The 22,412-nt window shown below is 60.1% G+C and carries 20 protein-coding genes; 4 read left to right on the top strand and 16 right to left on the bottom strand.

What is annotated here, in order from left to right:
• Positions 1-18 precede the first annotated feature (18 nt).
• The 10 genes from VMP31_RS10755 to rpmH form a co-directional block, all read right to left on the bottom strand.
• Positions 19-408, bottom strand: coding sequence for a F0F1 ATP synthase subunit I (locus tag VMP31_RS10755; RefSeq protein ID WP_325506898.1), 390 nt, complete (start codon positions 406-408; stop codon positions 19-21).
• Positions 409-547: 139 nt separating this feature from the next.
• The gene (locus VMP31_RS10750; RefSeq protein WP_325506896.1) at positions 548-1,417 is read right to left on the bottom strand and encodes a ParB/RepB/Spo0J family partition protein; all 870 of its coding nucleotides are present in this window, start codon (positions 1,415-1,417) and stop codon (positions 548-550) included.
• A 10-nt stretch (positions 1,418-1,427) separates the two neighbouring features.
• The gene (locus tag VMP31_RS10745; RefSeq protein WP_325506894.1) at positions 1,428-2,216 is read right to left on the bottom strand and encodes a ParA family protein; all 789 of its coding nucleotides are present in this window, start codon (positions 2,214-2,216) and stop codon (positions 1,428-1,430) included.
• A 12-nt stretch (positions 2,217-2,228) separates the two neighbouring features.
• Positions 2,229-2,873, bottom strand: coding sequence for a 16S rRNA (guanine(527)-N(7))-methyltransferase RsmG (gene rsmG / locus VMP31_RS10740; protein ID WP_414705448.1), 645 nt, complete (start codon positions 2,871-2,873; stop codon positions 2,229-2,231).
• Positions 2,873-4,765 carry a tRNA uridine-5-carboxymethylaminomethyl(34) synthesis enzyme MnmG gene (gene mnmG / locus VMP31_RS10735; protein ID WP_325506892.1) on the bottom strand — a complete coding sequence of 631 codons (1,893 nt, stop codon included), beginning with the start codon at positions 4,763-4,765 and terminating at the stop codon, positions 2,873-2,875. The genes rsmG and mnmG overlap by 1 nt, the downstream gene beginning before the upstream one ends.
• Positions 4,766-5,427: 662 nt before the next feature.
• Positions 5,428-6,795, bottom strand: coding sequence for a tRNA uridine-5-carboxymethylaminomethyl(34) synthesis GTPase MnmE (gene mnmE / locus VMP31_RS10730; protein WP_325506890.1), 1,368 nt, complete (start codon positions 6,793-6,795; stop codon positions 5,428-5,430).
• 69 nt (positions 6,796-6,864) lie between these two features.
• Positions 6,865-8,622, bottom strand: a complete 1,758-nt coding sequence (gene yidC, locus VMP31_RS10725) for a membrane protein insertase YidC (protein ID WP_325506888.1) — start codon at positions 8,620-8,622, stop codon at positions 6,865-6,867.
• Positions 8,623-8,624: 2 nt separating this feature from the next.
• On the bottom strand, positions 8,625-8,870 hold the full coding sequence (gene yidD / locus VMP31_RS10720) for a membrane protein insertion efficiency factor YidD (RefSeq protein WP_325506886.1): 246 nt from the start codon (positions 8,868-8,870) through the stop codon (positions 8,625-8,627).
• Positions 8,863-9,267 (bottom strand): ribonuclease P protein component, encoded by a 405-nt coding sequence (gene rnpA, locus VMP31_RS10715; RefSeq protein WP_414705447.1) that lies wholly within the window; start codon positions 9,265-9,267, stop codon positions 8,863-8,865. Before rnpA ends, yidD begins: the two co-directional genes overlap by 8 nt.
• Positions 9,268-9,278: 11 nt before the next feature.
• Positions 9,279-9,413, bottom strand: coding sequence for a 50S ribosomal protein L34 (rpmH, locus tag VMP31_RS10710; protein ID WP_002551315.1), 135 nt, complete (start codon positions 9,411-9,413; stop codon positions 9,279-9,281).
• Positions 9,414-9,936: 523 nt separating this feature from the next.
• On the opposite strand from rpmH, the gene dnaA reads away from it, so the two are divergent.
• The 4 genes from dnaA to gyrB are packed head-to-tail and all read left to right on the top strand — an operon-like array spanning position 9,937 to position 16,077.
• Positions 9,937-11,409, top strand: coding sequence for a chromosomal replication initiator protein DnaA (dnaA, locus tag VMP31_RS10705; protein ID WP_325506882.1), 1,473 nt, complete (start codon positions 9,937-9,939; stop codon positions 11,407-11,409).
• A gap of 31 nt (positions 11,410-11,440) precedes the next feature.
• On the top strand, positions 11,441-12,544 hold the full coding sequence (gene dnaN, locus VMP31_RS10700) for a DNA polymerase III subunit beta (RefSeq protein WP_325506880.1): 1,104 nt from the start codon (positions 11,441-11,443) through the stop codon (positions 12,542-12,544).
• A 7-nt stretch (positions 12,545-12,551) separates the two neighbouring features.
• The gene (recF, locus tag VMP31_RS10695; RefSeq protein ID WP_325506878.1) at positions 12,552-13,655 is read left to right on the top strand and encodes a DNA replication/repair protein RecF; all 1,104 of its coding nucleotides are present in this window, start codon (positions 12,552-12,554) and stop codon (positions 13,653-13,655) included.
• 4 nt (positions 13,656-13,659) lie between these two features.
• The gene (gyrB, locus tag VMP31_RS10690; protein ID WP_325506876.1) at positions 13,660-16,077 is read left to right on the top strand and encodes a DNA topoisomerase (ATP-hydrolyzing) subunit B; all 2,418 of its coding nucleotides are present in this window, start codon (positions 13,660-13,662) and stop codon (positions 16,075-16,077) included.
• 535 nt (positions 16,078-16,612) lie between these two features.
• On the opposite strand, the gene VMP31_RS10685 is transcribed toward gyrB, so the two are convergent.
• From VMP31_RS10685 to VMP31_RS10660, 6 genes are read right to left on the bottom strand one after another with little or no spacing between them, the layout of a single operon-like run.
• Positions 16,613-17,551, bottom strand: coding sequence for a phosphatidate cytidylyltransferase (locus VMP31_RS10685; RefSeq protein ID WP_325506874.1), 939 nt, complete (start codon positions 17,549-17,551; stop codon positions 16,613-16,615).
• Position 17,552: 1 nt separating this feature from the next.
• Complete coding sequence (locus tag VMP31_RS10680) at positions 17,553-18,173, bottom strand: lysophospholipid acyltransferase family protein (RefSeq protein ID WP_325506872.1); 621 nt, start codon at positions 18,171-18,173, stop codon at positions 17,553-17,555.
• A gap of 10 nt (positions 18,174-18,183) precedes the next feature.
• On the bottom strand, positions 18,184-18,639 hold the full coding sequence (locus VMP31_RS10675) for a hypothetical protein (RefSeq protein ID WP_325506871.1): 456 nt from the start codon (positions 18,637-18,639) through the stop codon (positions 18,184-18,186).
• Positions 18,629-19,984, bottom strand: a complete 1,356-nt coding sequence (locus tag VMP31_RS10670) for a phosphatase PAP2/dual specificity phosphatase family protein (protein ID WP_325506869.1) — start codon at positions 19,982-19,984, stop codon at positions 18,629-18,631. The genes VMP31_RS10675 and VMP31_RS10670 overlap by 11 nt, the downstream gene beginning before the upstream one ends.
• Entirely contained in the window at positions 19,984-21,741 is a 1,758-nt protein-coding gene (locus tag VMP31_RS10665) for a bifunctional alpha/beta hydrolase/class I SAM-dependent methyltransferase (RefSeq protein WP_325506867.1), read from the bottom strand. Before VMP31_RS10665 ends, VMP31_RS10670 begins: the two co-directional genes overlap by 1 nt.
• A 10-nt stretch (positions 21,742-21,751) precedes the next feature.
• Positions 21,752-22,375 (bottom strand): CDP-alcohol phosphatidyltransferase family protein, encoded by a 624-nt coding sequence (locus VMP31_RS10660; RefSeq protein ID WP_325506865.1) that lies wholly within the window; start codon positions 22,373-22,375, stop codon positions 21,752-21,754.
• Between the last annotated feature and the right edge of the window lie 37 nt (positions 22,376-22,412).

Here is a 22,412-nt window from a genome sequence, read left to right as displayed (position 1 = left end):
CTCAAACGCTCTAATGCTTCAGAAATTTTTTATCAGTAGTGGAGCGCTGGCGGCTGCCGCCACAGCCAGCAGGTACCCGACGAACAACGCCGCAATATCCAGCTGCCTTATGCCCACAAACACCAGCGCAAACAGCACTGCTGTGAGAATCCATTTACCCATTGCCCCAGACCAGATGGACTGGACAATGTCTCTTGCCGAACGCGCGCCAAAATAACGAAAGGCTTTGTACGCAAAAAACGCGTTCGGCAGCAGGGCAATCATGCCGCCCAGTAAAACCGAGTAACCGGCGGTCATACCCTTGCCGAGAATAAAAAGCAGGGTGACCAGCAGACAGACAATTGCCTGCACAAGCAGAACAGGAAATCCGGGTTGCTGGATAAACGGCGTTTTGTTGCGAATAGCCAAACCAGCGACACCCCGATTCAAGCTGCGAAAATTAACCAACTTGAAGCATGCAAAACAGCGCGGCGAGTATAGGTGCAGCTCTGCTGCCGATCAACCTTGCTGTAGTGCCTAGGTTGGCAATACTACATTTACAATTGTTTCAGCGAATGTGGGCGAGCACGCCCTGCAACTCATCCAGCGAACTGTAGCGGATCACCAGTTGGCCTTTGCCCTTGTTGCCGTGCTTGATCTGCACTGGCGAGCCCAGACGCTCAGCCAGGCGCTGTTCAAGCCGACTGATATCCGGATCGGCCTTGACCGCCGGCGGCTTTTCCTTGCTGTTCAGCCACTGGCGCACCAGTGCTTCGGTTTGGCGCACGGTGAGGCCGCGTGCGACAACATGTCGCGCACCCTCGGTCTGCTGTTCCGCTGGTAAACCGAGCAGGGCGCGGGCGTGGCCCATTTCCAGATCGCCGTGGGAGAGCAGGATCTTGATCTCTTCCGGCAGGGCGATCAGGCGCAGCAGGTTGGTGATGGTCACCCGGGATTTGCCCACGGCATCGGCGACCTGTTGCTGGGTCAGCTGAAATTCCTGCTGCAGGCGCTGCAAGGCCATGGCTTCTTCGATGGGGTTGAGGTCTTCGCGCTGGATGTTCTCGATCAGCGCCATGGCGATGGCGGCTTCGTCCGGCAGCTCGCGGACCATGGCCGGGATCTTGTCCAGGCCGGCCTGCTGGCTGGCACGCCAGCGACGTTCGCCGGCGACGATCTCGAAGCGGCCTTCAGCAATCGGCCGCACCACGATGGGCTGCATCACCCCGTGGGCCTTGATCGACTGCGCCAGTTCTTCCAGGGCGGTGGCGTCCATGTCACGACGGGGCTGGTATTTGCCGCGCTGGATCAGGTCCAGGGGCAGGTACTGCAGTTCGCGGCTGTCGACCTGGGCGGCCTCTTCCTGCAAGGCGCTGACACTGGTGCCGCCAAGCAGGGCATCCAGACCGCGTCCCAGTCCTCGTTTCTTCACAGCCATGGGTATTTCCTTATGCGGTTGCGGTGTGGGCGCTTGCGCGCTGGCGGCGTACCAATTCGCCGGCCAGCGCCAGGTAGGCAATGGCACCACGGGATTGCTTGTCATACACCAGCGCCGGCATGCCGAAGCTGGGTGCCTCGGCCAGACGCACGTTACGCGGGATCACGGTTTGGTACAGGGTATCGGGGAAGTGCTGCTTGAGCTGCGCCGATACGTCGTTGGTCAGGCTGATGCGCGGGTCATACATGGTACGCAGCAGGCCTTCGATCTTCAGCTTGGGATTCAACAGCTCGGCGATGCGCTGGATGCTGTTGACCAGGTCGCTCAAGCCCTCAAGTGCGTAGTACTCGCACTGCATGGGGATGATCACCCCATCGGCGGCAACCAAAGCGTTGACTGTCAGCATCGACAGCGCCGGCGGGCAGTCGATCAGGATGTAATCGTAATTCTCGCGGATCGGCGCCAATGCATAACGCAGGCGGCTTTCCTTCATTTTCATTTCCAGTAGCGAGACTTCCGCTGCTGTGAGGTCGCGGTTGGCCGGCAGCAGCTGGTAGCCGCCGTGCTCGGAAAACTGCATGGCTTCGACCAGGTTGCATTCGCCGATCAGCACGTCGTAGATCGAGTACTCGAGGCCGTGCTTATCCACACCGCTGCCCATGGTGGCGTTGCCCTGGGGGTCGAGATCGATCAGCAGCACGCGGCGCTTGGTCGCAACCAGCGAAGCCGCCAGATTGATGCAGGTGGTGGTCTTGCCCACCCCGCCTTTCTGGTTGGCGATTGCGAATACCTTAGCCATGTTGCGTTCCCCCTAGACCGAGCGACGCAGTATCAGCAGATGACGCTGACCTTGGCAACCGGGAACCTTGAGTACGTGGGTGGCGCTGAGACGGAAGTCCGCTGGCAGGGCCTGCAGTTCGTCGTCAGGGTGTACGCCTTTCATCGCCAGCCACTGGCTGTGCTCGCTGCCGAGATGGCGGGTCCAGTTGCTGAAATCTTCCAGCGAACTGAAAGCTCGGGAGCAAATGCCATCGAATGGCTGCTCGGGCTTAAACTCTTCGACCCGGCTGTGGATAACTTGCAGGTTGGCCAGTTTCAACTCCAGCTTTACCTGAGTCAGGAAGCGGGTCTTCTTGCCGTTGGAATCCAGCAGGGTGAACTGCCGCTCGGGAAACAGGATGGCCAGGGGAATACCCGGCATGCCGCCGCCGCTGCCAACGTCCAGCCAGTTATCCCCAGCCGCCGCGACGAAAGGCACCACCGACAGGCTGTCGAGCAGATGGCGCGAAACCATTTCGTCCGGGTCGCGCACTGCGGTGAGGTTGTAGGCCTTGTTCCACTTGATCAGCAGGGCCAGGTAGGCAAGCAGTTGTTCGTGCTGCTGCGCGCTGAGTTCGACACCCAGCTCCAGAGCGCCCTGGCTCAGTTCTTCGGCGTGACGGGGGGTAACGGACATCAGGCGCTGTGCTCCAACTGCTGACCGGCAGTGCGCTTTTTCAGGTGGATCAGCAGCAGGGAAATCGCTGCCGGGGTCACCCCGGGAATCCGCGAAGCCTGGCCCAGGGTCTCAGGGCGGGTGTTGCCGAGCTTGTGCTGGATTTCCTTGGACAACCCGGAAATCCCGTTGTAATCGATATCAGCCGGCAGTTGGGTGTCTTCACTGGCACGCAGGCGGGCGATCTCGTCCTGCTGGCGGTCGATGTAACCGGCGTACTTGGTCTTGATCTCGACCTGCTCGGCCACTTGCGGGTCTTCGGCACCGCCACCGGTGATGGCCACCAGGCCGGCGTAATCGATTTCCGGACGTGAGAGCAGGTTGAGCAGGTTGTATTCGTGGGTCAGCGGCGTGCCGAAGCGTTCGGCAATCGCTTCGCCCTGAGCTGTGCCGGGGCGCACCCAGGTACTTTTCAGGCGCTGTTCTTCCAGTGCTATGGCTTCGCGCTTGGTCTCGAACGCCGCCCAGCGCACATCATCGACCAGGCCCAACTCGCGGCCTTTGGCGGTCAGGCGCAGATCGGCGTTGTCTTCTCGCAGGATCAAGCGGTACTCGGCCCGCGAAGTGAACATGCGGTAGGGCTCCTGGGTGCCGAGGGTGATCAGGTCGTCGACCAGCACACCGATGTAAGCCTCGTCGCGCCGAGGGCACCAACTGTCCTTGCCCTGGGCACGCAGCGCGGCGTTGCAGCCGGCGAGCAAACCTTGCGCACCGGCTTCTTCGTAACCGGTGGTGCCGTTGATCTGCCCGGCGAAAAACAGCCCGCCGATCACCTTGGTTTCCAGGCTGTATTTCAGATCGCGTGGATCGAAGTAGTCGTATTCGATGGCATAACCGGGCCGCACGATATGCGCGTTCTCCATGCCGCGGATGCTGCGCACTAGCTGCAGTTGCACATCGAAGGGCAGCGAAGTGGAGATGCCATTGGGGTACAGCTCATGGGTGGTCAAGCCTTCTGGCTCGATAAACACCTGATGGCTGTCCTTGTCGGCGAAGCGGTGGATCTTGTCTTCGATCGACGGGCAATAGCGCGGGCCCACGCCTTCGATCACCCCTGAATACATCGGCGAGCGATCCAGGTTGGCCGCGATGATTTCGTGGGTACGGGCGTTGGTGTGGGTGATCCAGCAGCTGATCTGCCGTGGCTGCTGTTCGGCGCGACCGAGAAAGGACATCAGCGGCGTCGGGGTATCACCGGGCTGTTCGGTCATCAGCGAGAAATCCACCGAACGGCCATCGATACGCGGCGGTGTACCGGTTTTCAGACGACCGACGCGCAGCGGCAATTCACGCAGACGCTGGGCCAGGGCAATCGAGGGCGGATCGCCGGCACGGCCGCCCGAGTAATTCTGCAGGCCTATGTGGATAAGTCCGCCGAGGAAGGTGCCTGTGGTCAACACCACGGAATCCGCGAGGAAACGTAGGCCCATCTGGGTGACAACGCCTTTGACTTCGTCGTTTTCGACGATCAGGTCATCGGCTGCCTGCTGAAATATCCACAGGTTGGCCTGGTTTTCCAGGGTTTCACGAATCGCGGCTTTGTACAGCACCCGATCGGCCTGAGCACGAGTGGCCCGTACGGCGGGGCCTTTGCGGCTGTTCAGTACACGGAACTGGATGCCGCCACGGTCAGTGGCTGCGGCCATGGCACCGCCGAGGGCGTCGATTTCCTTGACCAGATGGCTCTTGCCAATACCGCCAATAGCCGGGTTGCAACTCATCTGCCCCAGGGTTTCCACGTTATGGGTCAGCAGCAGGGTTTTTACCCCCATGCGTGCTGCCGCCAGTGCGGCTTCGGTACCGGCATGACCGCCGCCGATGACGATCACCTGAAAACGGGAAGGGAAATCCACCACGCACCTCGTGCCTGTTGAGAATTTTGGGGGGCTTTTGGGTTGAAAAGCTGGAAAGGCGGCAAGTATAGGGATTTAGCCGGTGTGAAAGAAGCCTTTTGCACAAAAAATAGCCAGCTGCTCAGGGAGCTCGAACAGGTCGATCGGTTAATAAAGAATAAAAGAATGAATTTTTATAAAGCCTTGTTTATATGTTTATTACTTAGCAACGGCTTTTCTGTGGATAGATTGCTACAGGCCAATAGCACCAAGGTATGCAGCGTTTGAAAAGTCTGTGCTGATCCTGCCATCTGCCTGTTCAGTTGCCGTACGCAAGCTGTGGATGGAATGCATGGTTATCCACAGGGGCCGTTATCCTCAGTTTTATCACCGGGTTATAGGCAGGGCTTAGGCCGGGTTTTCCACAGGGCTTAGGTGGATAAATGAGTGGTTTAACGTGCGTATTTCGCCCAGCCAAAGGCCTGCCTGGATGGCATAAGTTGGGATTTCGGGACGTAGGATGGGTTAGGCGCAGGCAGGAAATATTAAAGACGGCAGAACGTTCGATGCGCCGTAACCCATCAGAAATGCGCCACGCCATGACGGGTTACGCGACGCGAGGGGATTTTTGTTGCTTGCAGATTTGGGGTTCTGCGTCGCTAACCTACGCGGCCCGACCCATCCTACTTGCCGATACAAAAGCTGGAAAAAATCCGTCCCAGCAGGTCATCGGAGCTAAACGCCCCGGTGATTTCCCCCAGAGCCTGCTGAGCCATGCGCAGGTCTTCTGCCAGCAGCTCACCGGCACCAGCCAGGGTCAGCTGGGCGTGGCCATGTTCAAGGTGAGTGGCGGCCTGGCGTAGCGCCTCCAGGTGGCGCCTGCGGGCGCTAAAGCTGCTTTCGGCGGTCTGCTCGTAGCCCATACAGGCCTTGAGGTGTTCACGCAGCAGGTCCAGGCCCTCGCTCGACCTGGCCGACAGGCTGATGGTGATATGACCGTCATTGCAGGCTTCCAGAGCAATGGCTTCGCCCGACAGATCGGCCTTGTTACGGATCAGGGTGACCTTGGCAGGGTCCGGGCGCTGGTCGAGAAACTCGGGCCACAGGGCAAAGGGGTCGTCCGCCTCTGGTGCTGTGGCATCCACCACCAACAGGATGCGGTCGGCTTCGCCAATGGCCTTGAGCGCCCGTTCGACGCCGATGCGTTCGACCTGATCCTCGGTATCGCGCAGGCCGGCGGTGTCCACCACGTGCAGCGGCATGCCGTCGATGTGGATATGTTCGCGCAGCACGTCGCGGGTGGTGCCGGCGATCTCGGTGACGATGGCGGCCTCGCGACCGGCCAGGGCATTGAGCAGGCTGGACTTGCCGGCATTCGGCCGGCCGGCAATCACCACGGTCATGCCGTCGCGCAGCAGGGCACCCTGGCCGGCCTCGCGTAGTACGCCGTCAAGATCCGTGCGTACGCCATCAAGCAGATTCAATACATGGCCATCGGCGAGAAAGTCGATCTCCTCCTCGGGGAAATCGATGGCTGCCTCGACATAGATGCGTAGGCTGATCAGGCGCTCGGTGAGGCCATGCACGCGACGGGAGAACTCACCCTGCAGCGAACGCAGTGCATTGCGCGCGGCCTGTTCGGAACTGGCCTCGATCAGGTCAGCAATCGCCTCGGCCTGGGCCAGGTCGAGTTTGTCATTGAGAAAGGCCCGCTCGCTGAACTCACCGGGGCGCGCCAGGCGTGCACCGAGTTGTACACAGCGGCGCAGCAGCAGGTCGAGCACCACCGGGCCGCCATGGCCCTGCAACTCCAGCACATCCTCGCCGGTAAAGGAGTTGGGCCCGGGGAAATACAGGGCCAGGCCTTCATCCAGCACCTGCTTGGCATCGGCGAAGAACGGCCCGTAGTGGGCGTAGCGCGGTTGCAGCTGACGTTGGCAGATGGCCTGGGCCAGTTGCCCCGCCAGGGGGCCGGAGACACGGACGATGCCGACCCCACCACGGCCTTGAGCGGTGGCAACGGCGGCTATGGTTTCGCGGGCTATTTGCATGGGGTTCTCCAAACGGGGCATAGCAAAACGCCCCTGAAGAGGGGCGTTTTAGTACAGCTTAGAAGCAGCTCAGGACAAGGCGTCTGCGGCCTTGGTTGCTGCTTCGATCTTGCGGGTAATGTACCACTGCTGTGCGATCGACAGCATGTTGTTGACCACCCAGTACAGCACCAGACCGGCGGGGAACCAGAGGAAGAAGAAGGTGAAGATGATCGGCATCAACTTCAGTACCTTGGCTTGCATCGGGTCCGGCGGCGTCGGGTTGAGCTGCTGCTGGATAAACATGGTCGCGCCCATGATGATCGGCAGGATAAAGAACGGATCCTTGATCGCCAGGTCGGTTATCCACAGCAGCCAAGGGGCCTGGCGCATTTCCACGCTTTCCAGCAATACCCAGTAGAGCGCGAGGAAGACCGGCATCTGTACCAGGATCGGCAGGCAGCCACCGAGCGGGTTGATCTTCTCTTTTTTGTACAGCTCCATCATCGCCTGGGACATCTTCTGCCGGTCGTCACCATGCTGCTCTTTCAACTTAGCCAGCTTGGGTGCAACGGCCCGCATGCGCGCCATGGATTTGTAGCTGGCGGCCGACAGTGGGAAGAAGATCAGCTTGATGATCAGGGTCAGGAAGATGATCGACCAGCCCCAGTTGCCCACCAGGTTGTGGATAACTTCCAGCAGCCAGAAGATCGGCTGAGCCAGGAACCACAGAATGCCGTAGTCGACGGTCAGTTCGAGGCCAGGCGACAGGGTCTTCAGATGGCCTTGTAGCTTCGGGCCGGCATAAAGAACGGCACTGGTTTCGCCCTGAGCGCCGGCAGCAACCTGAATGGCCGGGCCGGTAAAGCCGACAATGTAGTTGCCTTGGCTGTCTTTGCGGGTCTGTACTTGGTTGGTGCTGTCTTTGCTTGGAATCCAGGCAGTGACGAAGTAATGCTGTAGCCAGGCAACCCAGCCTCCTTGAACGGTTTCTTTGAAGGCTTGTTTGTCGATGTCTTTCATCGACACTTTTTTGTACGGCTCTTCAGTGGTCCACAGCGCACCACCGAGGTAGGTCGCAGTGCCAGTTGCAGTGGTGGAGGACGGATCGTCGCTGCCATCACGCTTGAGCTGGGCGAACATGTTGCCGCTCCAGGCCTGGCCACTCTGGTTGTCGATCAGATAGCTGACAGTCAACTGATAGGCGGCAGGGTCAACGCAACCCGGCTTTTTCTGCTGCTGCTCTTTTTCCGAGCACTGCGCATTCAAACCGCGGATAAAACTGTAACGCTTGATGTAGTTGACGCCGTCTTCGCTGAGCTTGAGATCGACCTGCAGCTGGTCCTGGCCTTCGGCCATTTCATAGCTCTGCTTGTCGCTGCTCCACAGGGCACGACCGCTCGACTTGTCCGGGGCGTTGCTGCCAATCAGGCCGCTCTGGGCCAGATAGACCCGCTCGCCACCGTTGTCGAACAGCTGGAAAGGCACGTCGGGACGGTCCTGACGGCGTGGGTACTGCGGCAAACGCAGTTGCACCACATCGCCACCGCGGGGGTCGATGGCCAGTTCCAGTACATCGGTTTTTACCCGAATCAGTTCATCACTGACAGCCGTCGGGGCAACGCTGATGGACCCTGGCTCGACTGCAGTCGCTGCACTCGGAATATCGTCACTGCTGACAGCAGTGGAAGCAGCGCCGGTGGTATCCGGCAAGCCCGGAACACTGCTGCTGACTGCGGCATTTTCAGTCGGCAGGGCAGTTTGACCGTAGTCCTGGTTCCACTGGAGAACCATCATATAGGACACGATTGCCAGGGCGACGATCAGGATCGAGCGTTGAATATCCATGATTATTCGGCCATCGAAGAGGAACGGGAGGTTTTCGCGGGGGGAACCGGGTCGTAGCCACCGGGATTCCACGGGTGACAGCGGCCAAGCCGACGCAGAGTCAGCCAGCCACCACGCGTGACGCCATGTTGTTCAATGGCCTCAAGCGCGTAGCAGGAACAGCTTGGGTAAAAACGACAGTGGCTGGCCATCAAGGGGCTGATGGCGTAGCGGTAGAACTGGATGGGAAGCAAGGCCAGTTTACGCATGGGTACTGTCGGTTACCCCGGTTTGAGCAGGTGCTTGCGGGCTGGGTTTGCTGCGTTCCAGGCGCTTCCAGAGCTTGCCGAACTGGCGGGCCAGTTCAACATTCTCCAGATCGCCGAGACCCTTACGCGCCACCACGACAATGTCCCAGCCAACCAGGTTGTCCTGGTTGAGGCGGAACGATTCACGTATCTGGCGTTTCAGGCGATTGCGCTCAACCGAGAGCTTGACGCTCTTTTTCCCGATCACCAGACCCAGACGGGGATGATCGAGATCGTTGTTGCGCGCCAGCAGCAGGACATTTTTGCCCGGAGCTTTGCCGCTAGGGGAGTCGAAGACTGCCTTGAATTGCCGGGGGGTTAGCAGGCGCTTTTCCCGACTGAAGTCTCGACTCACCACAAGACCGAAATTTAGACGGCGAGACGCTTACGGCCCTTGGCGCGGCGACGCGACAGGACAGCACGGCCGTTCTTGGTGGCCATACGAGCACGGAAACCGTGGGTGCGAGCGCGTTTGATAGTGCTGGGTTGGAAAGTACGTTTCATGATGCGGTACCTGGGTGGTCGACTACGGGCCGGAATGGCCCCCGTTTTAAGAGACCGGCAATTCTAGAGAAACCCGAGGGTCAGGTCAATTTCCAACCAGGCTTTTCCTGCATAAAGAAATATAAAGAAGAGATTATTTAAAGATCTTTTGTAATGTTAGTAACTATTAGCACCTTGCTGATCTGTGCATAAGTGCCTGCAGAGCACTGAATCAGCCGCTCTCAGCCAAGGGTAAGTCTGTCGAAAAGCCGTGCTGCGGCTGTGCGGTGCATGGGTACAAGCTGAGGATGGAATGCGTTTTTACCCACAGGCGGGTTATCCACCGGGTTTAGCCCTGGCTTATCCCATGAGCTTGGGTGGGGTTATCCACAGAGCTTGGGCCGTTTGTCGAAGATCACGTATAAGCCAATAACACCTTGATTTTCCTTGCCTGTCACCGGGTTTACGTGTGGATAACTCAGGCCTCGCCGGCTACAATGACGGCTGTTTTTTGCCTCGCCGCCTTTCGATTTAGGGGATATCCGTGTCAGTGGAACTTTGGCAGCAGTGCGTCGAGCTTCTGCGCGATGAGCTGCCTGCTCAGCAATTCAACACCTGGATCCGTCCACTGCAGGTCGAAGCCGTAGGCGATGAGCTTCGCGTCTATGCACCGAACCGTTTTGTGCTCGACTGGGTCAATGAAAAGTACCTGACCCGTCTGCTCGAGCTGTTGTCTGAGCGCACCAACGGCCTGATGCCGGCCCTCTCCTTATTAATAGGCAGCAAACGCAGTTCCGCCCCCCGCGCCGCTGTCAGTGTTGCGCCACCTGCGCCGGCCCCGGCCGCGACTTCCGCGCCTGCACAAACGGCGCAGGCGCATACCAGTGCCTTGGGTGAACCCTCGCGTTCGAGTTTCGACCCCATGGCCGGTGCCGCCAGCCAGCAGGCTCCGGCGCGTACCGAACGCACGGTACAGGTCGAAGGCGGCTTGAAGCACACCAGTTACCTCAATCGCACCTTTACCTTCGACAACTTCGTTGAGGGTAAATCCAACCAGCTGGCCCGCGCAGCGGCCTGGCAGGTGGCGGACAACCCCAAGCACGGTTACAACCCGCTGTTCCTTTATGGAGGCGTGGGCCTGGGTAAGACTCACTTGATGCATGCGGTGGGTAACCACCTGTTGGCGAAGAACCCGAATGCCAAGGTGGTCTACCTGCATTCCGAGCGTTTTGTTGCCGACATGGTCAAGGCGCTGCAGTTGAACGCGATCAACGAGTTCAAGCGTTTCTACCGTTCGGTGGATGCGCTGCTGATCGACGACATTCAATTCTTCGCCAAGAAAGAGCGTTCCCAGGAAGAATTCTTCCATACCTTCAACGCTCTGCTTGAAGGTGGCCAGCAGGTGATTCTCACCAGCGACCGTTACCCGAAAGAGATCGAAGGGCTGGAAGAGCGCCTGAAGTCGCGCTTCGGCTGGGGCCTGACGGTGGCGGTTGAGCCGCCGGAACTGGAAACCCGGGTGGCGATCCTGATGAAGAAGGCCGACCAGGCCAAGGTCGACCTGCCCCATGATGCGGCCTTCTTTATTGCCCAGCGCATCCGTTCCAACGTGCGTGAGCTGGAAGGTGCCCTCAAGCGGGTGATTGCCCACTCGCACTTTATGGGGCGTGACATTACCATCGAGCTGATCCGTGAGTCGCTCAAGGACCTGCTGGCCCTGCAGGACAAGCTGGTCAGCATCGACAATATCCAGCGCACGGTGGCCGAGTACTACAAGATCAAGATTTCCGATCTGCTCTCCAAGCGTCGCTCCCGTTCGGTGGCGCGCCCGCGTCAGGTGGCCATGGCTTTGTCGAAAGAGCTGACCAACCACAGCCTGCCGGAAATTGGCGATGCCTTCGGCGGCCGGGATCACACAACGGTATTGCATGCATGCCGTAAGATTGCTGAACTTAAGGAATCCGACGCGGACATCCGCGAGGACTATAAGAATTTGCTGCGTACGCTTACCACCTAATACGCAACTCCACTAGGCAAGGGACTAGACCATGCATTTCACCATTCAACGCGAAGCCTTGTTGAAACCTCTGCAACTGGTCGCTGGCGTCGTGGAACGTCGCCAGACCCTGCCAGTGCTCTCCAATGTGCTGCTGGTGGTCGAAGGCCAGCAACTGTCGCTGACCGGTACCGACCTCGAAGTCGAACTGGTTGGGCGCGTCACCCTGGAAGAACCCGCCGAGCCCGGCGAGATCACCGTGCCGGCGCGCAAGCTGATGGACATCTGCAAGAGTCTGCCGGCGGACGCCTTGATCGATATCCGTATCGACGAGCAGAAGCTGCTGGTCAAGGCCGGGCGTAGCCGCTTCAGCCTGTCCACCCTGCCCGCCAATGATTTCCCCACCGTCGAGGAAGGTCCGGGTTCGCTGACTTTCAGCCTGGTGCAAAGCAAACTGCGTCGCCTGATTGAACGCACCAGCTTCGCCATGGCCCAGCAGGACGTGCGCTACTACCTCAACGGCATGCTGCTGGAAGTGCAGACCGGTATCCTCCGCGCCGTGGCCACTGACGGCCACCGTTTAGCCATGTGTTCGATGGAAGCGGCGATCGAGCAGGTTGAACGCCACCAGGTCATCGTGCCGCGCAAAGGTATCCTCGAACTGGCTCGTCTGCTCACCGAGCAGGACGGCAGCGTCAGCATCGTTCTTGGTCAGCACCATATCCGTGCCACCACCGGTGAGTTCACCTTTACCTCGAAACTGGTAGACGGCAAATTTCCGGATTACGAGCGTGTGCTGCCACGCGGTGGTGACAAGCTGGTGGTTGCCGATCGTCAGGGCCTGCGTGAAGCGTTCAGCCGTACCGCAATTCTGTCCAACGAGAAGTACCGTGGCATTCGCCTGCAACTGGAATCCGGTCTGCTGAAAATTCAGGCCAACAACCCGGAGCAGGAAGAAGCCGAAGAAGAGATCGCCGTGGACTACAACGGCGGTGCGCTGGAAATCGGCTTTAACGTCAGCTACCTGCTCGACGTGCTGAGCGTGATGACCACCGAGCAGGTGCGTCTGATTCTCTCCGATGCCAACAGCAGTGCTCTGGTGCAGGAAGCCGATAACGATGATTCGTCCTATGTTGTTATGCCGATGCGCCTGTAACCACTAAATGTCCCTGACTCGCTTTACCGTCACCGCGGTGCGTAATCTGCACCCGGTGACCCTCTCCCCCTCCCCGCGCATCAATATCCTTTCCGGCGACAACGGCAGCGGCAAAACCAGTTTGCTCGAAGCCATTCATCTGCTGGGTCTGGCTCGCTCCTTTCGCAGTACTCGGCTGATGCCGGTTATCCAGTACGAGCAACCGGCCTGCACCATCTTCGGCCAAGTGCAACTGGCCGATGGCCGTCAGAGCAACCTGGGTGTTTCCCGTGATCGTCAGGGTGAGTTCCAGATCCGCATCGACGGACAGAATGCGCGCAGTGCCGCACAGCTTGCTGAAACCTTGCCGCTGCAGCTGATCAATCCGGACAGTTTCCGTCTGCTCGAAGGCGCGCCGAAGATCCGCAGACAGTTCCTCGATTGGGGAGTGTTCCACGTGGAACCACGCTTTCTCTCGGCCTGGCAGCGCCTGCAGAAGGCCTTGCGTCAGCGGAACTCATGGCTGCGGCATGGTACACTTGACGCCGCTTCGCAGGCGGCCTGGGACCGTGAGTTGTGCCTGGCCAGCGACGAGATCGACGGTTATCGACGGGCTTATATTCAGGCCCTAAAACCGGTTTTCGAGCGCACCCTGAGTGAGCTGGTGGAACTGCATGGCTTGACCCTCAGTTACTACCGAGGCTGGGATAAGGAACGCGAGCTGAATAGCGTGCTCGCCTCTACCCTGTCCCGCGACCAGCAATTGGGCCATACCCAGGCTGGACCCCAGCGCGCCGATCTGAGGTTGCGTCTGGGAGCGCATAACGCCGCCGAGATTCTCTCCCGGGGGCAACAGAAATTAGTTGTATGTGCCTTGCGCATTGCGCAGGGCCACTTAGTGAATCAGGCCAAGCGCGGCCAATGCATTTATCTGGTGGATGACTTGCCGTCAGAACTGGATGAGCAGCACCGGCGTGCGCTGTGCCGATTGTTGGAAGACTTGCACTGCCAGGTGTTTATCACCTGTGTAGACCATGAATTGTTGAGGGAAGGCTGGCGCACGGATACGCCAGTTGCCATGTTCCACGTGGAACATGGTGGCATTACCCAGACCCACGACCACCGGGAGTGAAGGCATGAGCGAAAACCAAACGTACGACTCCAATAACATTAAGGTCCTCAAGGGCCTGGATGCCGTACGCAAGCGGCCTGGCATGTACATCGGCGATACCGACGATGGCAGCGGTCTGCACCACATGGTATTCGAGGTGGTCGATAACTCGATCGACGAGGCCCTGGCCGGTCATTGCAGCGATATCACCATCACCATCCACCCGGATGAGTCCGTCAGCGTGAGCGATAACGGTCGTGGCATTCCGGTGGATATCCACAAGGAAGAAGGTGTCTCCGCCGCCGAAGTGATCATGACGGTGCTGCACGCCGGCGGTAAGTTCGACGACAACTCCTACAAGGTCTCTGGTGGTTTGCACGGCGTTGGTGTTTCGGTGGTCAACGCCCTGTCCGAGCATCTGCTGCTCACCGTGCGCCGCAGCGGCCATATCTGGGAGCAGACCTACGTACATGGTGTGCCGCAAGAGCCAATGCGCATCGTCGGTGACTCGGAAACCACAGGCACCCAGATCCACTTCAAGCCCTCCGCGGACACCTTCGCCAATATCCATTTCAGCTGGGATATTCTGGCCAAGCGCCTGCGCGAACTGTCGTTCCTCAACTCGGGCGTCGGTATCGTGCTCAAAGATGAGCGCAGCGGTAAGGAAGAACTGTTCAAATACGAAGGCGGTTTGCGCGCCTTCGTCGAATACCTGAACGTCAACAAGACTGCGGTCAATCAGGTGTTCCACTTCACCATCCAGCGTGAAGACGGTATTGGTGTGGAAGTAGCGTTGCAGTGGAACGACAGCTTCAACGAGAACCTGTTGTGCTTCACCAACAACATCCCTCAGCGTGACGGTGGTACCCACCTGGCGGGCTTCCGTTCGGCGCTGACGCGTAACCTGAACGCCTATATCGAGCAGGAAGGTCTGGCCAAGAAACACAAGATCGCCACCACCGGTGACGATGCCCGCGAAGGCCTGACCGCGATCATTTCGGTAAAAGTGCCTGACCCGAAATTCAGCTCGCAGACCAAGGACAAGCTGGTTTCCAGCGAAGTGAAAACTGCGGTCGAGCAGGAAATGGGCAAGCACTTCTCCGACTTCCTGTTGGAGAACCCCAATGAAGCCAAGGCCGTGGTCGGCAAGATGATCGACGCTGCCCGTGCCCGTGAAGCGGCGCGCAAGGCCCGCGAGATGACCCGCCGTAAAGGCGCGCTGGATATCGCCGGGTTGCCGGGCAAACTGGCCGACTGCCAGGAGAAGGACCCTGCCCTTTCCGAACTCTACATAGTGGAAGGGGACTCCGCGGGCGGTTCTGCCAAGCAGGGCCGTAACCGCAAGACCCAGGCCATCCTGCCGCTCAAGGGCAAGATCCTCAACGTCGAGAAAGCCCGTTTCGACAAGATGATCTCCTCCCAGGAGGTCGGCACCCTGATCACCGCCCTGGGCTGTGGCATCGGCCGTGATGAGTACAACATCGACAAGCTGCGCTACCACAACATCATCATCATGACCGACGCCGACGTCGACGGTTCGCACATCCGTACCCTGCTGCTGACCTTCTTCTTCCGTCAGCTGCCGGAGCTGGTTGAGCGTGGCTACATCTATATCGCCCAGCCGCCGCTGTACAAGGTCAAGAAGGGCAAGCAGGAGCAGTACATCAAGGACGACGAGGCGATGGATGAATACATGACCCAGTCGGCCCTGGAAGACGCCAGCCTGCACGTCAATGAAAGTGCGCCTGGTCTGTCCGGTGGCGCGCTGGAGCGCCTGGTCAACGATTACCGCCTGGTAATGAAGACCCTCAACCGCTTGTCCCGTGTGTACCCGTTGGAGCTCACCGAGCACTTCGTCTACATCCCACGCGTGGAAGTCGAGCAGCTGGCCGATAAAGAGGCTATGCAACAGTGGCTCGGTTTGCTCGATGGCCGCCTCAAGGGCATGGAGAAATCCGGTCTGGTGTACAAAACCAGCCTGCACGAAGACCAGGAGCGTCACCTCTGGCTACCGCAGGTCGAACTGGTTTCCCACGGGGTTTCCAGCTACATCATCTTCAACCGCGACTTTTTCGCCAGTAACGATTACAAGACCGTTACCACCTTGGGCGATCAGCTCAACACTCTGTTGGAAGAAGGGGCCTACGTGCAGCGTGGCGAGCGCAAGAAGGCCGTAACGACCTTCAAGGATGCTCTGGCCTGGCTGATGGCGGAAAGCACCAAGCGCCACAGCATTCAGCGCTATAAGGGTCTCGGCGAGATGAACCCGGATCAGCTCTGGGAAACCACCATGGACCCGGAAGTACGCCGTATGCTCAAGGTGCGGATCGAAGACGCGATCGCTGCCGATCAGATCTTCAACACCCTGATGGGCGATGCCGTAGAGCCGCGTAGAGACTTTATCGAGACCAACGCCCTGGCGGTGTCCAACCTGGACTTCTAACGCTGTAACAGGTGGAAAAAGTTAAGCGGCTCGGCCGCGTTAACAACCCACTGCCCCGCTGACAAAACCCCGGTTGATCGAAAGGTCTTCCGGGGTTTTTTATGTTGCTTATACCGGCTTTGCTGCGCTTAGCTCCTAACCTCTCCGCGGTGGATAACCCGAGTTGTGGTAGAGACTTCAGCCAAGAAAATTAACGATGTTCCACATGGAACATCGGCAAGCGTCGAGCGGTTGTAATGGAAAGTCGCGGTGGGTGGTGGCGTCCAAAAAGCAAAAAGCCGGCCCTTGAAAAGGGCCGGCTTTTCTCTGCACCTGGAAACTTATGCACTTAATGGGTGCGGTCGGCACTTCAGCAAAATACCTTATTAATCATCCAACTGGCCGGACCGATAGGCCAATCCAGGTATTTGACACACAGCTTATCCACAATTCGCCTAGGCGGTTTCGTTGCGGAGGCCCAGACACTGCGCTGCTATCTATGTTTTGGTCGATAAAGCGCGACCCCCCACTGTTGTATAAGCGGATGGTTCCAGGCTTAAGCCGGTACCCACCAGTACCTTACGAAGTGGAAGAAGATCGGTGCGGCAAAACACACCGAGTCGAGGCGGTCGAGCATGCCGCCGTGGCCTTCGATCATATGGCCCCAGTCCTTTACGCCACGGTCGCGTTTGATCGCTGACATCACCAGGCCGCCGGCGAAGCCCAGCAGGTTGACGGTCAGGGCCATCAGGACGGCCTGCCAGAAGTTGAACGGGGTGATCCAGCACAGCAGCGCGCCTATCAGGCAGGACAGGCTGACGCCGCCGATAAAGCCTTCGACGGTTTTCGACGGCGATAGGCGCGGCGCGATCTTGTGCTTGCCGAACAGCTTGCCGCAGACGTACTGCAGCACATCGGACAGCTGCACCACGATGATCAGCCAGGCGATCAGCAGCAGGTTGCGCCCTTCATAGCCCGGGATGTCCAGGGTCAGCAGTGCGGGCACCGAGGAGATGCAGTACACCGCGATCATCAGGCCCCACTGCACCTTTGACGCGCGTTCGAGAAAGCGTGTGGTATCGCCGCCCAAGGACGCCAGGATCGGCAGCAGCAGGAACAGATACACCGGGATAAAGATGGCGAACAGGCCGTACCAGTCCAGGGCGATCAGCAGGTACTGCATGGGCAGGGCGAAGTAGAAGGCCGCGACCAGTGCCGGGTAGTCGCTGCGCCTCGTGGGCGTGAGGGTCATAAACTCGCGCAGGGCGTAGAACGAGACAAAGTAGAACAGGAGGATCACGCCCAGGTTGCCGAACAGAAAGGCGATGCCGATCACCAGAACCATGACCCACCAGGCGTTGATCCGTGCATTGAGGTTGTCGACTACCGGGTTAGGGCTGTCGCCACTGCGCCACTTGAGGAAATAGCCGATGGCCGAGGCGAGCAGTAATAGCGCGCCAATACCGGCGAACAGCTGCAGGGTGTTGTTTTCCATTTCAGGCCTCCTCGGGCGCTATGGCCAGCAGGGCGTTACGGGCGCGTTCGAGGAACGCCTGCTTGCTTTCATCTTGCAGATGCTCCAGCGGTGTGCCGAAACTCAGGGTGCACAGCAGTGGCAGCGGTAGCGCCCTGCCCTTGGGCATGACCCGGTTGAGGTTGGCGATCCACACCGGTACCAGTTCGATCTCGGGACGCAGCCGGGTCAGGTGGTACAGGCCGCTCTTGAACGGCAGCAGGCCGTCCTCCAGATTGCGCGTGCCCTCGGGGAAGAGGATCAATGAGTCACCCTGATCCAGGGCATCGAGCATCGGCTGCAATGGGTTGTGCTCAGGCGTGGCGCGCTCGCGGTCGATCAGCACGCCGTTGAATACGTTGTTGATCAGATAGCGACGTATGCCGTCACGCTGCCAGTAATCGGCACCGGCCACCGGCCGGGTTCTGCGGCGCAGTTCATCGGGCAGCGACGCCCAGAGCAGCACAAAATCGCCATGGCTGCTGTGGTTGGCGTAATACAGCCGCTGCACGGGTTGTGGTGTGCAGCCGAGCCACAGTGCGCGGGCACCGGTGAGCAGGCGCGCAGCCGAGGTGATGACGAAGGCGGTCAGGGACGCGAGCATGGACGACTCCTTATCCAGTGATTGAAAGCCAGGGCAGGCTCAGTACGATCAAGATGGCCAGCAGCAGTTGTGCCAATAGCCAGAGCACTTGTTGGCGCAACAGGCGCAACGCACCTAGGCTGCGTTCCTCCCAGCTGCGCGCAGGTGGGTTAGCCGGTTGCAGTTTGAGCTGGGCAAGGGTCTGGTCGAGATCGGCGGTGTGTGCGGCTAACTGATCAACCCGGCTGGCGAGTTGCTGGAACAGTTCGGCATCCAGGGCCACGCGCAGCGCCCAGTATTTCTGTCCTAGACCCAGTACCAGCAGCAGCGCGCAGAACAGCGCGGTCAGCGGCTGTGCTGTGATGCCGAGCAGCGGTGCCAGGCCGATCAGCAAAGCGACCAGACTGAGAGCGTTGGACAGCTGATCCAGCGCCCTGCCCCGGTGCAGCAAGCTGGCCACGGTGAACAGCTGCATTTCAGTAGCCATGGACGGCGGCTCCGGTTGGCATGCTATTGCGGAGTTCCAGCATGCCCTGCAGCGCCTGTTGATGAGCGTCGCTCAATACCACCTGAGGTCGCGCCCGGCGCAGATGCGCCAGGGCTTCAGGCACGTCCTTGCAGCGCCCGCTGTGTAGCAGCCAGGCGGCTACCGCCGTGGCGCTGCGCGAATAGCCCAGGGCGCAATAGACCAGCAGGTTGCCGTGGCTGCGCAGCGCCCCGATGGCTTGCGCGGCTTCCAGGCAGTCAGAGGGGCTGGGCGCGCAGAGGTCGAGCAGCGGCAGCGAGCGATAGGCTTTGGCTTGCGCTCTGGCTGGTAGCTCGGCGCATAGATCGAGCTGGGCCTGGAACGGCTCGGCCTGCCCGGGCGCGGGAATGCGCCCCAGCCAAATACCGGGTTCGACTTCATCGGCGTGTGGGTGACCGCGAGTCCATAGCCGTGAGTTGAGCCAGGCGGCGGCCAGGTAAGGCCAAAGCAACCAGGTTGCGGCGCTGCTGAGCCGACCATCGGCCGCCTTCTGAAAGCCCGCCGCGCCGAACAGCAAATAATTGAGCGCCACCAGCAGCAAGGAGAACGCCGGCCAGAGCAGCCATAACCAGACACCGCCGAGGTTTACTGCCAGGGCGCTAAGCAGCGCCGCACCCAGGCTGTAGCGCAGCGCCAGGCGCATCCGTTGCGGCTCGCGTGTCAGCTGCCAGGCCAGCAGTGGGCTGCGGCCCTGCAGCGGCCACAACCAGACGCACAGCCAGCCGGCCAGAACCCCGGTGGGCACATCGATAAAGTGATGCTGCCAGGTGGTGAGCACCGATACACCGATCAGGGCCATCCAGCCATGCAGCAGACCGCGCAGCCACAGGCCATGGGTATGCCTGGCGAACATCACCCAGATCACCACCAGCAGGGCGATGTGCAGCGAAGGTGCTTGGTTAAAGGGTTTGTCGAAACCCATCAGCACATCGAACATGCCGCCGAACAGGCCATCCAGTTCGGGCCGCTCGAAGGTAAAGCGCAGCGGCCAGAGCAGAAAGCAGGCAATGCACAGCACTTGCACGCTAAGCAGGCGCAGGCCATGGCGATCCATCTCCCGGCGCGTTGCCGGCAGCAGGAAAGACAATCCATAAAGCAGGTCAATTGACCAGTAAGGCACGATAGTCCATGGCCATAGCGGAATCTGATTTTCCCAGGCAAACACCAGGGTGCCAACGTCGTCGCGTTGCGCGCTTAGCCAGTTGGCGAAGCTGTAGCTGGCGAAGAACAGCGGTGCCAAGGCCAGCAACCAGAGCACGCCGCGCTTCCACAGCCCCGCTTCGCGGCTAAGGGGTACGGCATCCATCAGGACACCCGCTGCGCCAGAGAAACGCTGAAGATGCCCCACTCGTCGATGCGCTGGGTGATCTTGCGAAAGCCTGCGGCCTCGACCAGCTGATCCATCTCCGCCTGGCTACGCCGACGCATCACCCAGGCTTCGCCGCCACGGTGGCTGGTCAGGGCGCGGGCGATCAGCTCCAGCTGTGGGTGCCAAGGCTGCCCGGTGTACACCAAATAACCACCCTCCTCGACGGCTGCTGCCAGCCCGGCGAGCGAGTCGCCAACCATCTGGTTGCTGCCGAACAGCTCATACAGGCCGGAGACCACCGCCAGAGCCGGTTTAGGCTCCAGTGCCGCAAGGTCAGCACGGTCGAAGGCATCGCCTTTGACGAAGCGGGCGATGTCGCTCAGGCCCTTCTGTTCGATCAGTGCGCCGCCGTCGCGCACGTTGATATCGCTGTAATCACGCAACAGGATCGAGTCCGGCTTCTGCTCCATGCCTTCCAAGGCTTCGAGGATGTAGCGGCCATGGCCGGCGGCTATATCGACGATGCGCACGTCACGACCCTGCTCGCGCAGCTTGCCCATGGCCAGGCGCAGCAGCTCTTCGGCATGCAGCTTGCGCTGACGAATGCCGCGCCAGCCGATGGAGTTGAGGTAGTTCTGATCGATCAGCCGGCCGATAGGCGATTTGCCGCTGGGCTGGTTGCGGTAGACGTAATCCAGGGTGCTGCCGGAATCGAAGCCGGTGTCGAAACCCAGTTTCACCCCGTCGGCCAGACTGCTGCCGAGCCGCAGACTGGCACGGGTGGCACGCCAGTAAAGGTTGCCGAGGGAGTTATGCGGCAGTGGCGCGGCCAGGCTTTCCGATTCGGCGCAGGTTACGCCGAGGCGGTCGGCATCGAGCAAGCAAGGGCGCGCTACTGGCTCTTCGAAACAGCGCAGCAGAAAGCGCTGGGCGCGTTTTAGGGCGTGGCTGCGGTCGCGCTCGCCGAGGGTGTCGTGGAAGAAGCCGGGAAGGATGTGCATCTCCTTGCGCAGGCTGCCCAGGCGTTCGAAGAACTGCTGCTGGGGTTTGCGATGCACCACAAAGTCGGCACCGGAGATCAGCAACTGAGTGGGAATCTGGATCGCCTGGGCATCGGCGACCACGCGCTCGGCGGCGTCATACAGGCCCAGCAGCATATTCACCGAGATCGGCCGGGCGATCAGCGGGTCGTTATTAAAGGAGGCAATCCGCTCCGGGTCATGGCTCAGGTACTTGGCTTTGACATAGCTGTTGACGAAGAAATTACCCCGCCAGGCGCGCATCAGCTTGAGGCCGCTGCGAGCAAAGGGCACGTAGAGCTTGACCTTGAACGCTGGCGAGGCGAGCACCAGGGCGCGGATTTTCGGCGCGTAGTCATGGGCCCAGGTGGCGACCACTACCGCGCCGACGCTTTGCGCCAGTACTGCAATATCCTCCACCGCCAGGCCGTGGTTGCTGACGATGTGATCGATAAAGGTCTGCACATCGCGCACGCTGGTGGCGAAGCTCGGGCTGTCGCCGCGCTCGCCTGGCGACAGGCCATGGCCGCGCGCGTCCCAGGCGAAGAAGTCGAAATCCGCCATCTCCAGTTCGTCGACCAGATGGGCCATGCGCCCACCGTGTTCGTGGCCGCGGTGAAACATCACCACCGCGCGCTTGGGCGCGGCGTTATCAGCATTGCTGGCTGGCCAGTGGCGGTAGAACAGCTCTACGCCGTCATGGGTGGTAAAGCTGAGTTCTTGGGCTTCGCGCATCGAGACATCCTTATTTCGAGTCAGTTGGCTGCGCCGCTTCGGCCAGGCCCTGGCGTACGCGGTTATAGAGGGTGTAGAGCAACAGGGCGAGAATCAGCGCGAGCAGGCCATTGAGCCAGGCGGCAGGCAGCAACCCGCTGGCCACGCCGGCCCCCAGCACGCCGAAACAGAAGGCGCGGTCGCTCTTGCCCATGGGCCCGTCGTAACGGCGCGAAGCACCGACCATGGGCCCGAGCACGCCAGCGTACTCGCTGATCAGGGCCAGCAGCACGACGAGCACCACCAGCAGCGGCGAGACCCCGGGGAGCAAGGCGAAGGGTAGAAACAGCGCGCTGTCGGCGATCAGGTCGCTGAGTTCATTGAGGTAGGCGCCGAGCCGCGACTGTTGGCCGAATTCGCGGGCGAGCATGCCGTCGACGGCATTCAGCGCCATGCGCAGCACCATCCACAGCGGGATCAGGGCGAACAGCCAGGTGTGCTGAGGCAAGGCCATCAGCAGGACGCCGAGTAGAACGGAAACCACGGCGGCGAACAGGGTGACCTGATTGGCCGTCACGCCCCGGTCGTAGAGGCGCTTGACCCCGGGACGCAGGAGGTTCTGAAAAGCCGGTTTGAGCTGATAAATGGAGAGCATGGCGAAGAATTCCTTTTCGCTGCTTGGGCATGTCGAT

The sequence above is a fragment of the Pseudomonas sp. genome (genome assembly GCF_035512415.1).
Classification (GTDB): Bacteria; Pseudomonadota; Gammaproteobacteria; order Pseudomonadales; family Pseudomonadaceae; genus Aquipseudomonas.
Note: the sequence above shows the minus strand (reverse complement) of the source record. Positions and strands in the feature narration are given on the sequence as shown.

Bases quoted from the DNA above. Each gene is read 5' to 3' on its own strand.
- VMP31_RS10750 (WP_325506896.1), bottom strand. From the start codon at position 1,417: ATGGCTGTGAAGAAACGAGGACTGGGACGCGGTCTGGATGCCCTGCTT.
- VMP31_RS10745 (WP_325506894.1), bottom strand. From the start codon at position 2,216: ATGGCTAAGGTATTCGCAATCGCCAACCAGAAAGGCGGGGTGGGCAAG.
- rsmG (WP_414705448.1), bottom strand. From the start codon at position 2,873: ATGTCCGTTACCCCCCGTCACGCCGAAGAACTGAGCCAGGGCGCTCTG.
- mnmE (WP_325506890.1), bottom strand. From the start codon at position 6,795: ATGCAAATAGCCCGCGAAACCATAGCCGCCGTTGCCACCGCTCAAGGC.
- yidC (WP_325506888.1), bottom strand. From the start codon at position 8,622: ATGGATATTCAACGCTCGATCCTGATCGTCGCCCTGGCAATCGTGTCC.
- yidD (WP_325506886.1), bottom strand. From the start codon at position 8,870: ATGCGTAAACTGGCCTTGCTTCCCATCCAGTTCTACCGCTACGCCATC.
- rpmH (WP_002551315.1), bottom strand. From the start codon at position 9,413: ATGAAACGTACTTTCCAACCCAGCACTATCAAACGCGCTCGCACCCAC.
- dnaN (WP_325506880.1), top strand. From the start codon at position 11,441: ATGCATTTCACCATTCAACGCGAAGCCTTGTTGAAACCTCTGCAACTG.
- recF (WP_325506878.1), top strand. From the start codon at position 12,552: ATGTCCCTGACTCGCTTTACCGTCACCGCGGTGCGTAATCTGCACCCG.
- gyrB (WP_325506876.1), top strand. From the start codon at position 13,660: ATGAGCGAAAACCAAACGTACGACTCCAATAACATTAAGGTCCTCAAG.
- VMP31_RS10685 (WP_325506874.1), bottom strand. From the start codon at position 17,551: ATGGAAAACAACACCCTGCAGCTGTTCGCCGGTATTGGCGCGCTATTA.
- VMP31_RS10680 (WP_325506872.1), bottom strand. From the start codon at position 18,173: ATGCTCGCGTCCCTGACCGCCTTCGTCATCACCTCGGCTGCGCGCCTG.
- VMP31_RS10675 (WP_325506871.1), bottom strand. From the start codon at position 18,639: ATGGCTACTGAAATGCAGCTGTTCACCGTGGCCAGCTTGCTGCACCGG.
- VMP31_RS10670 (WP_325506869.1), bottom strand. From the start codon at position 19,984: ATGGATGCCGTACCCCTTAGCCGCGAAGCGGGGCTGTGGAAGCGCGGC.
- VMP31_RS10665 (WP_325506867.1), bottom strand. From the start codon at position 21,741: ATGCGCGAAGCCCAAGAACTCAGCTTTACCACCCATGACGGCGTAGAG.
- VMP31_RS10660 (WP_325506865.1), bottom strand. From the start codon at position 22,375: ATGCTCTCCATTTATCAGCTCAAACCGGCTTTTCAGAACCTCCTGCGT.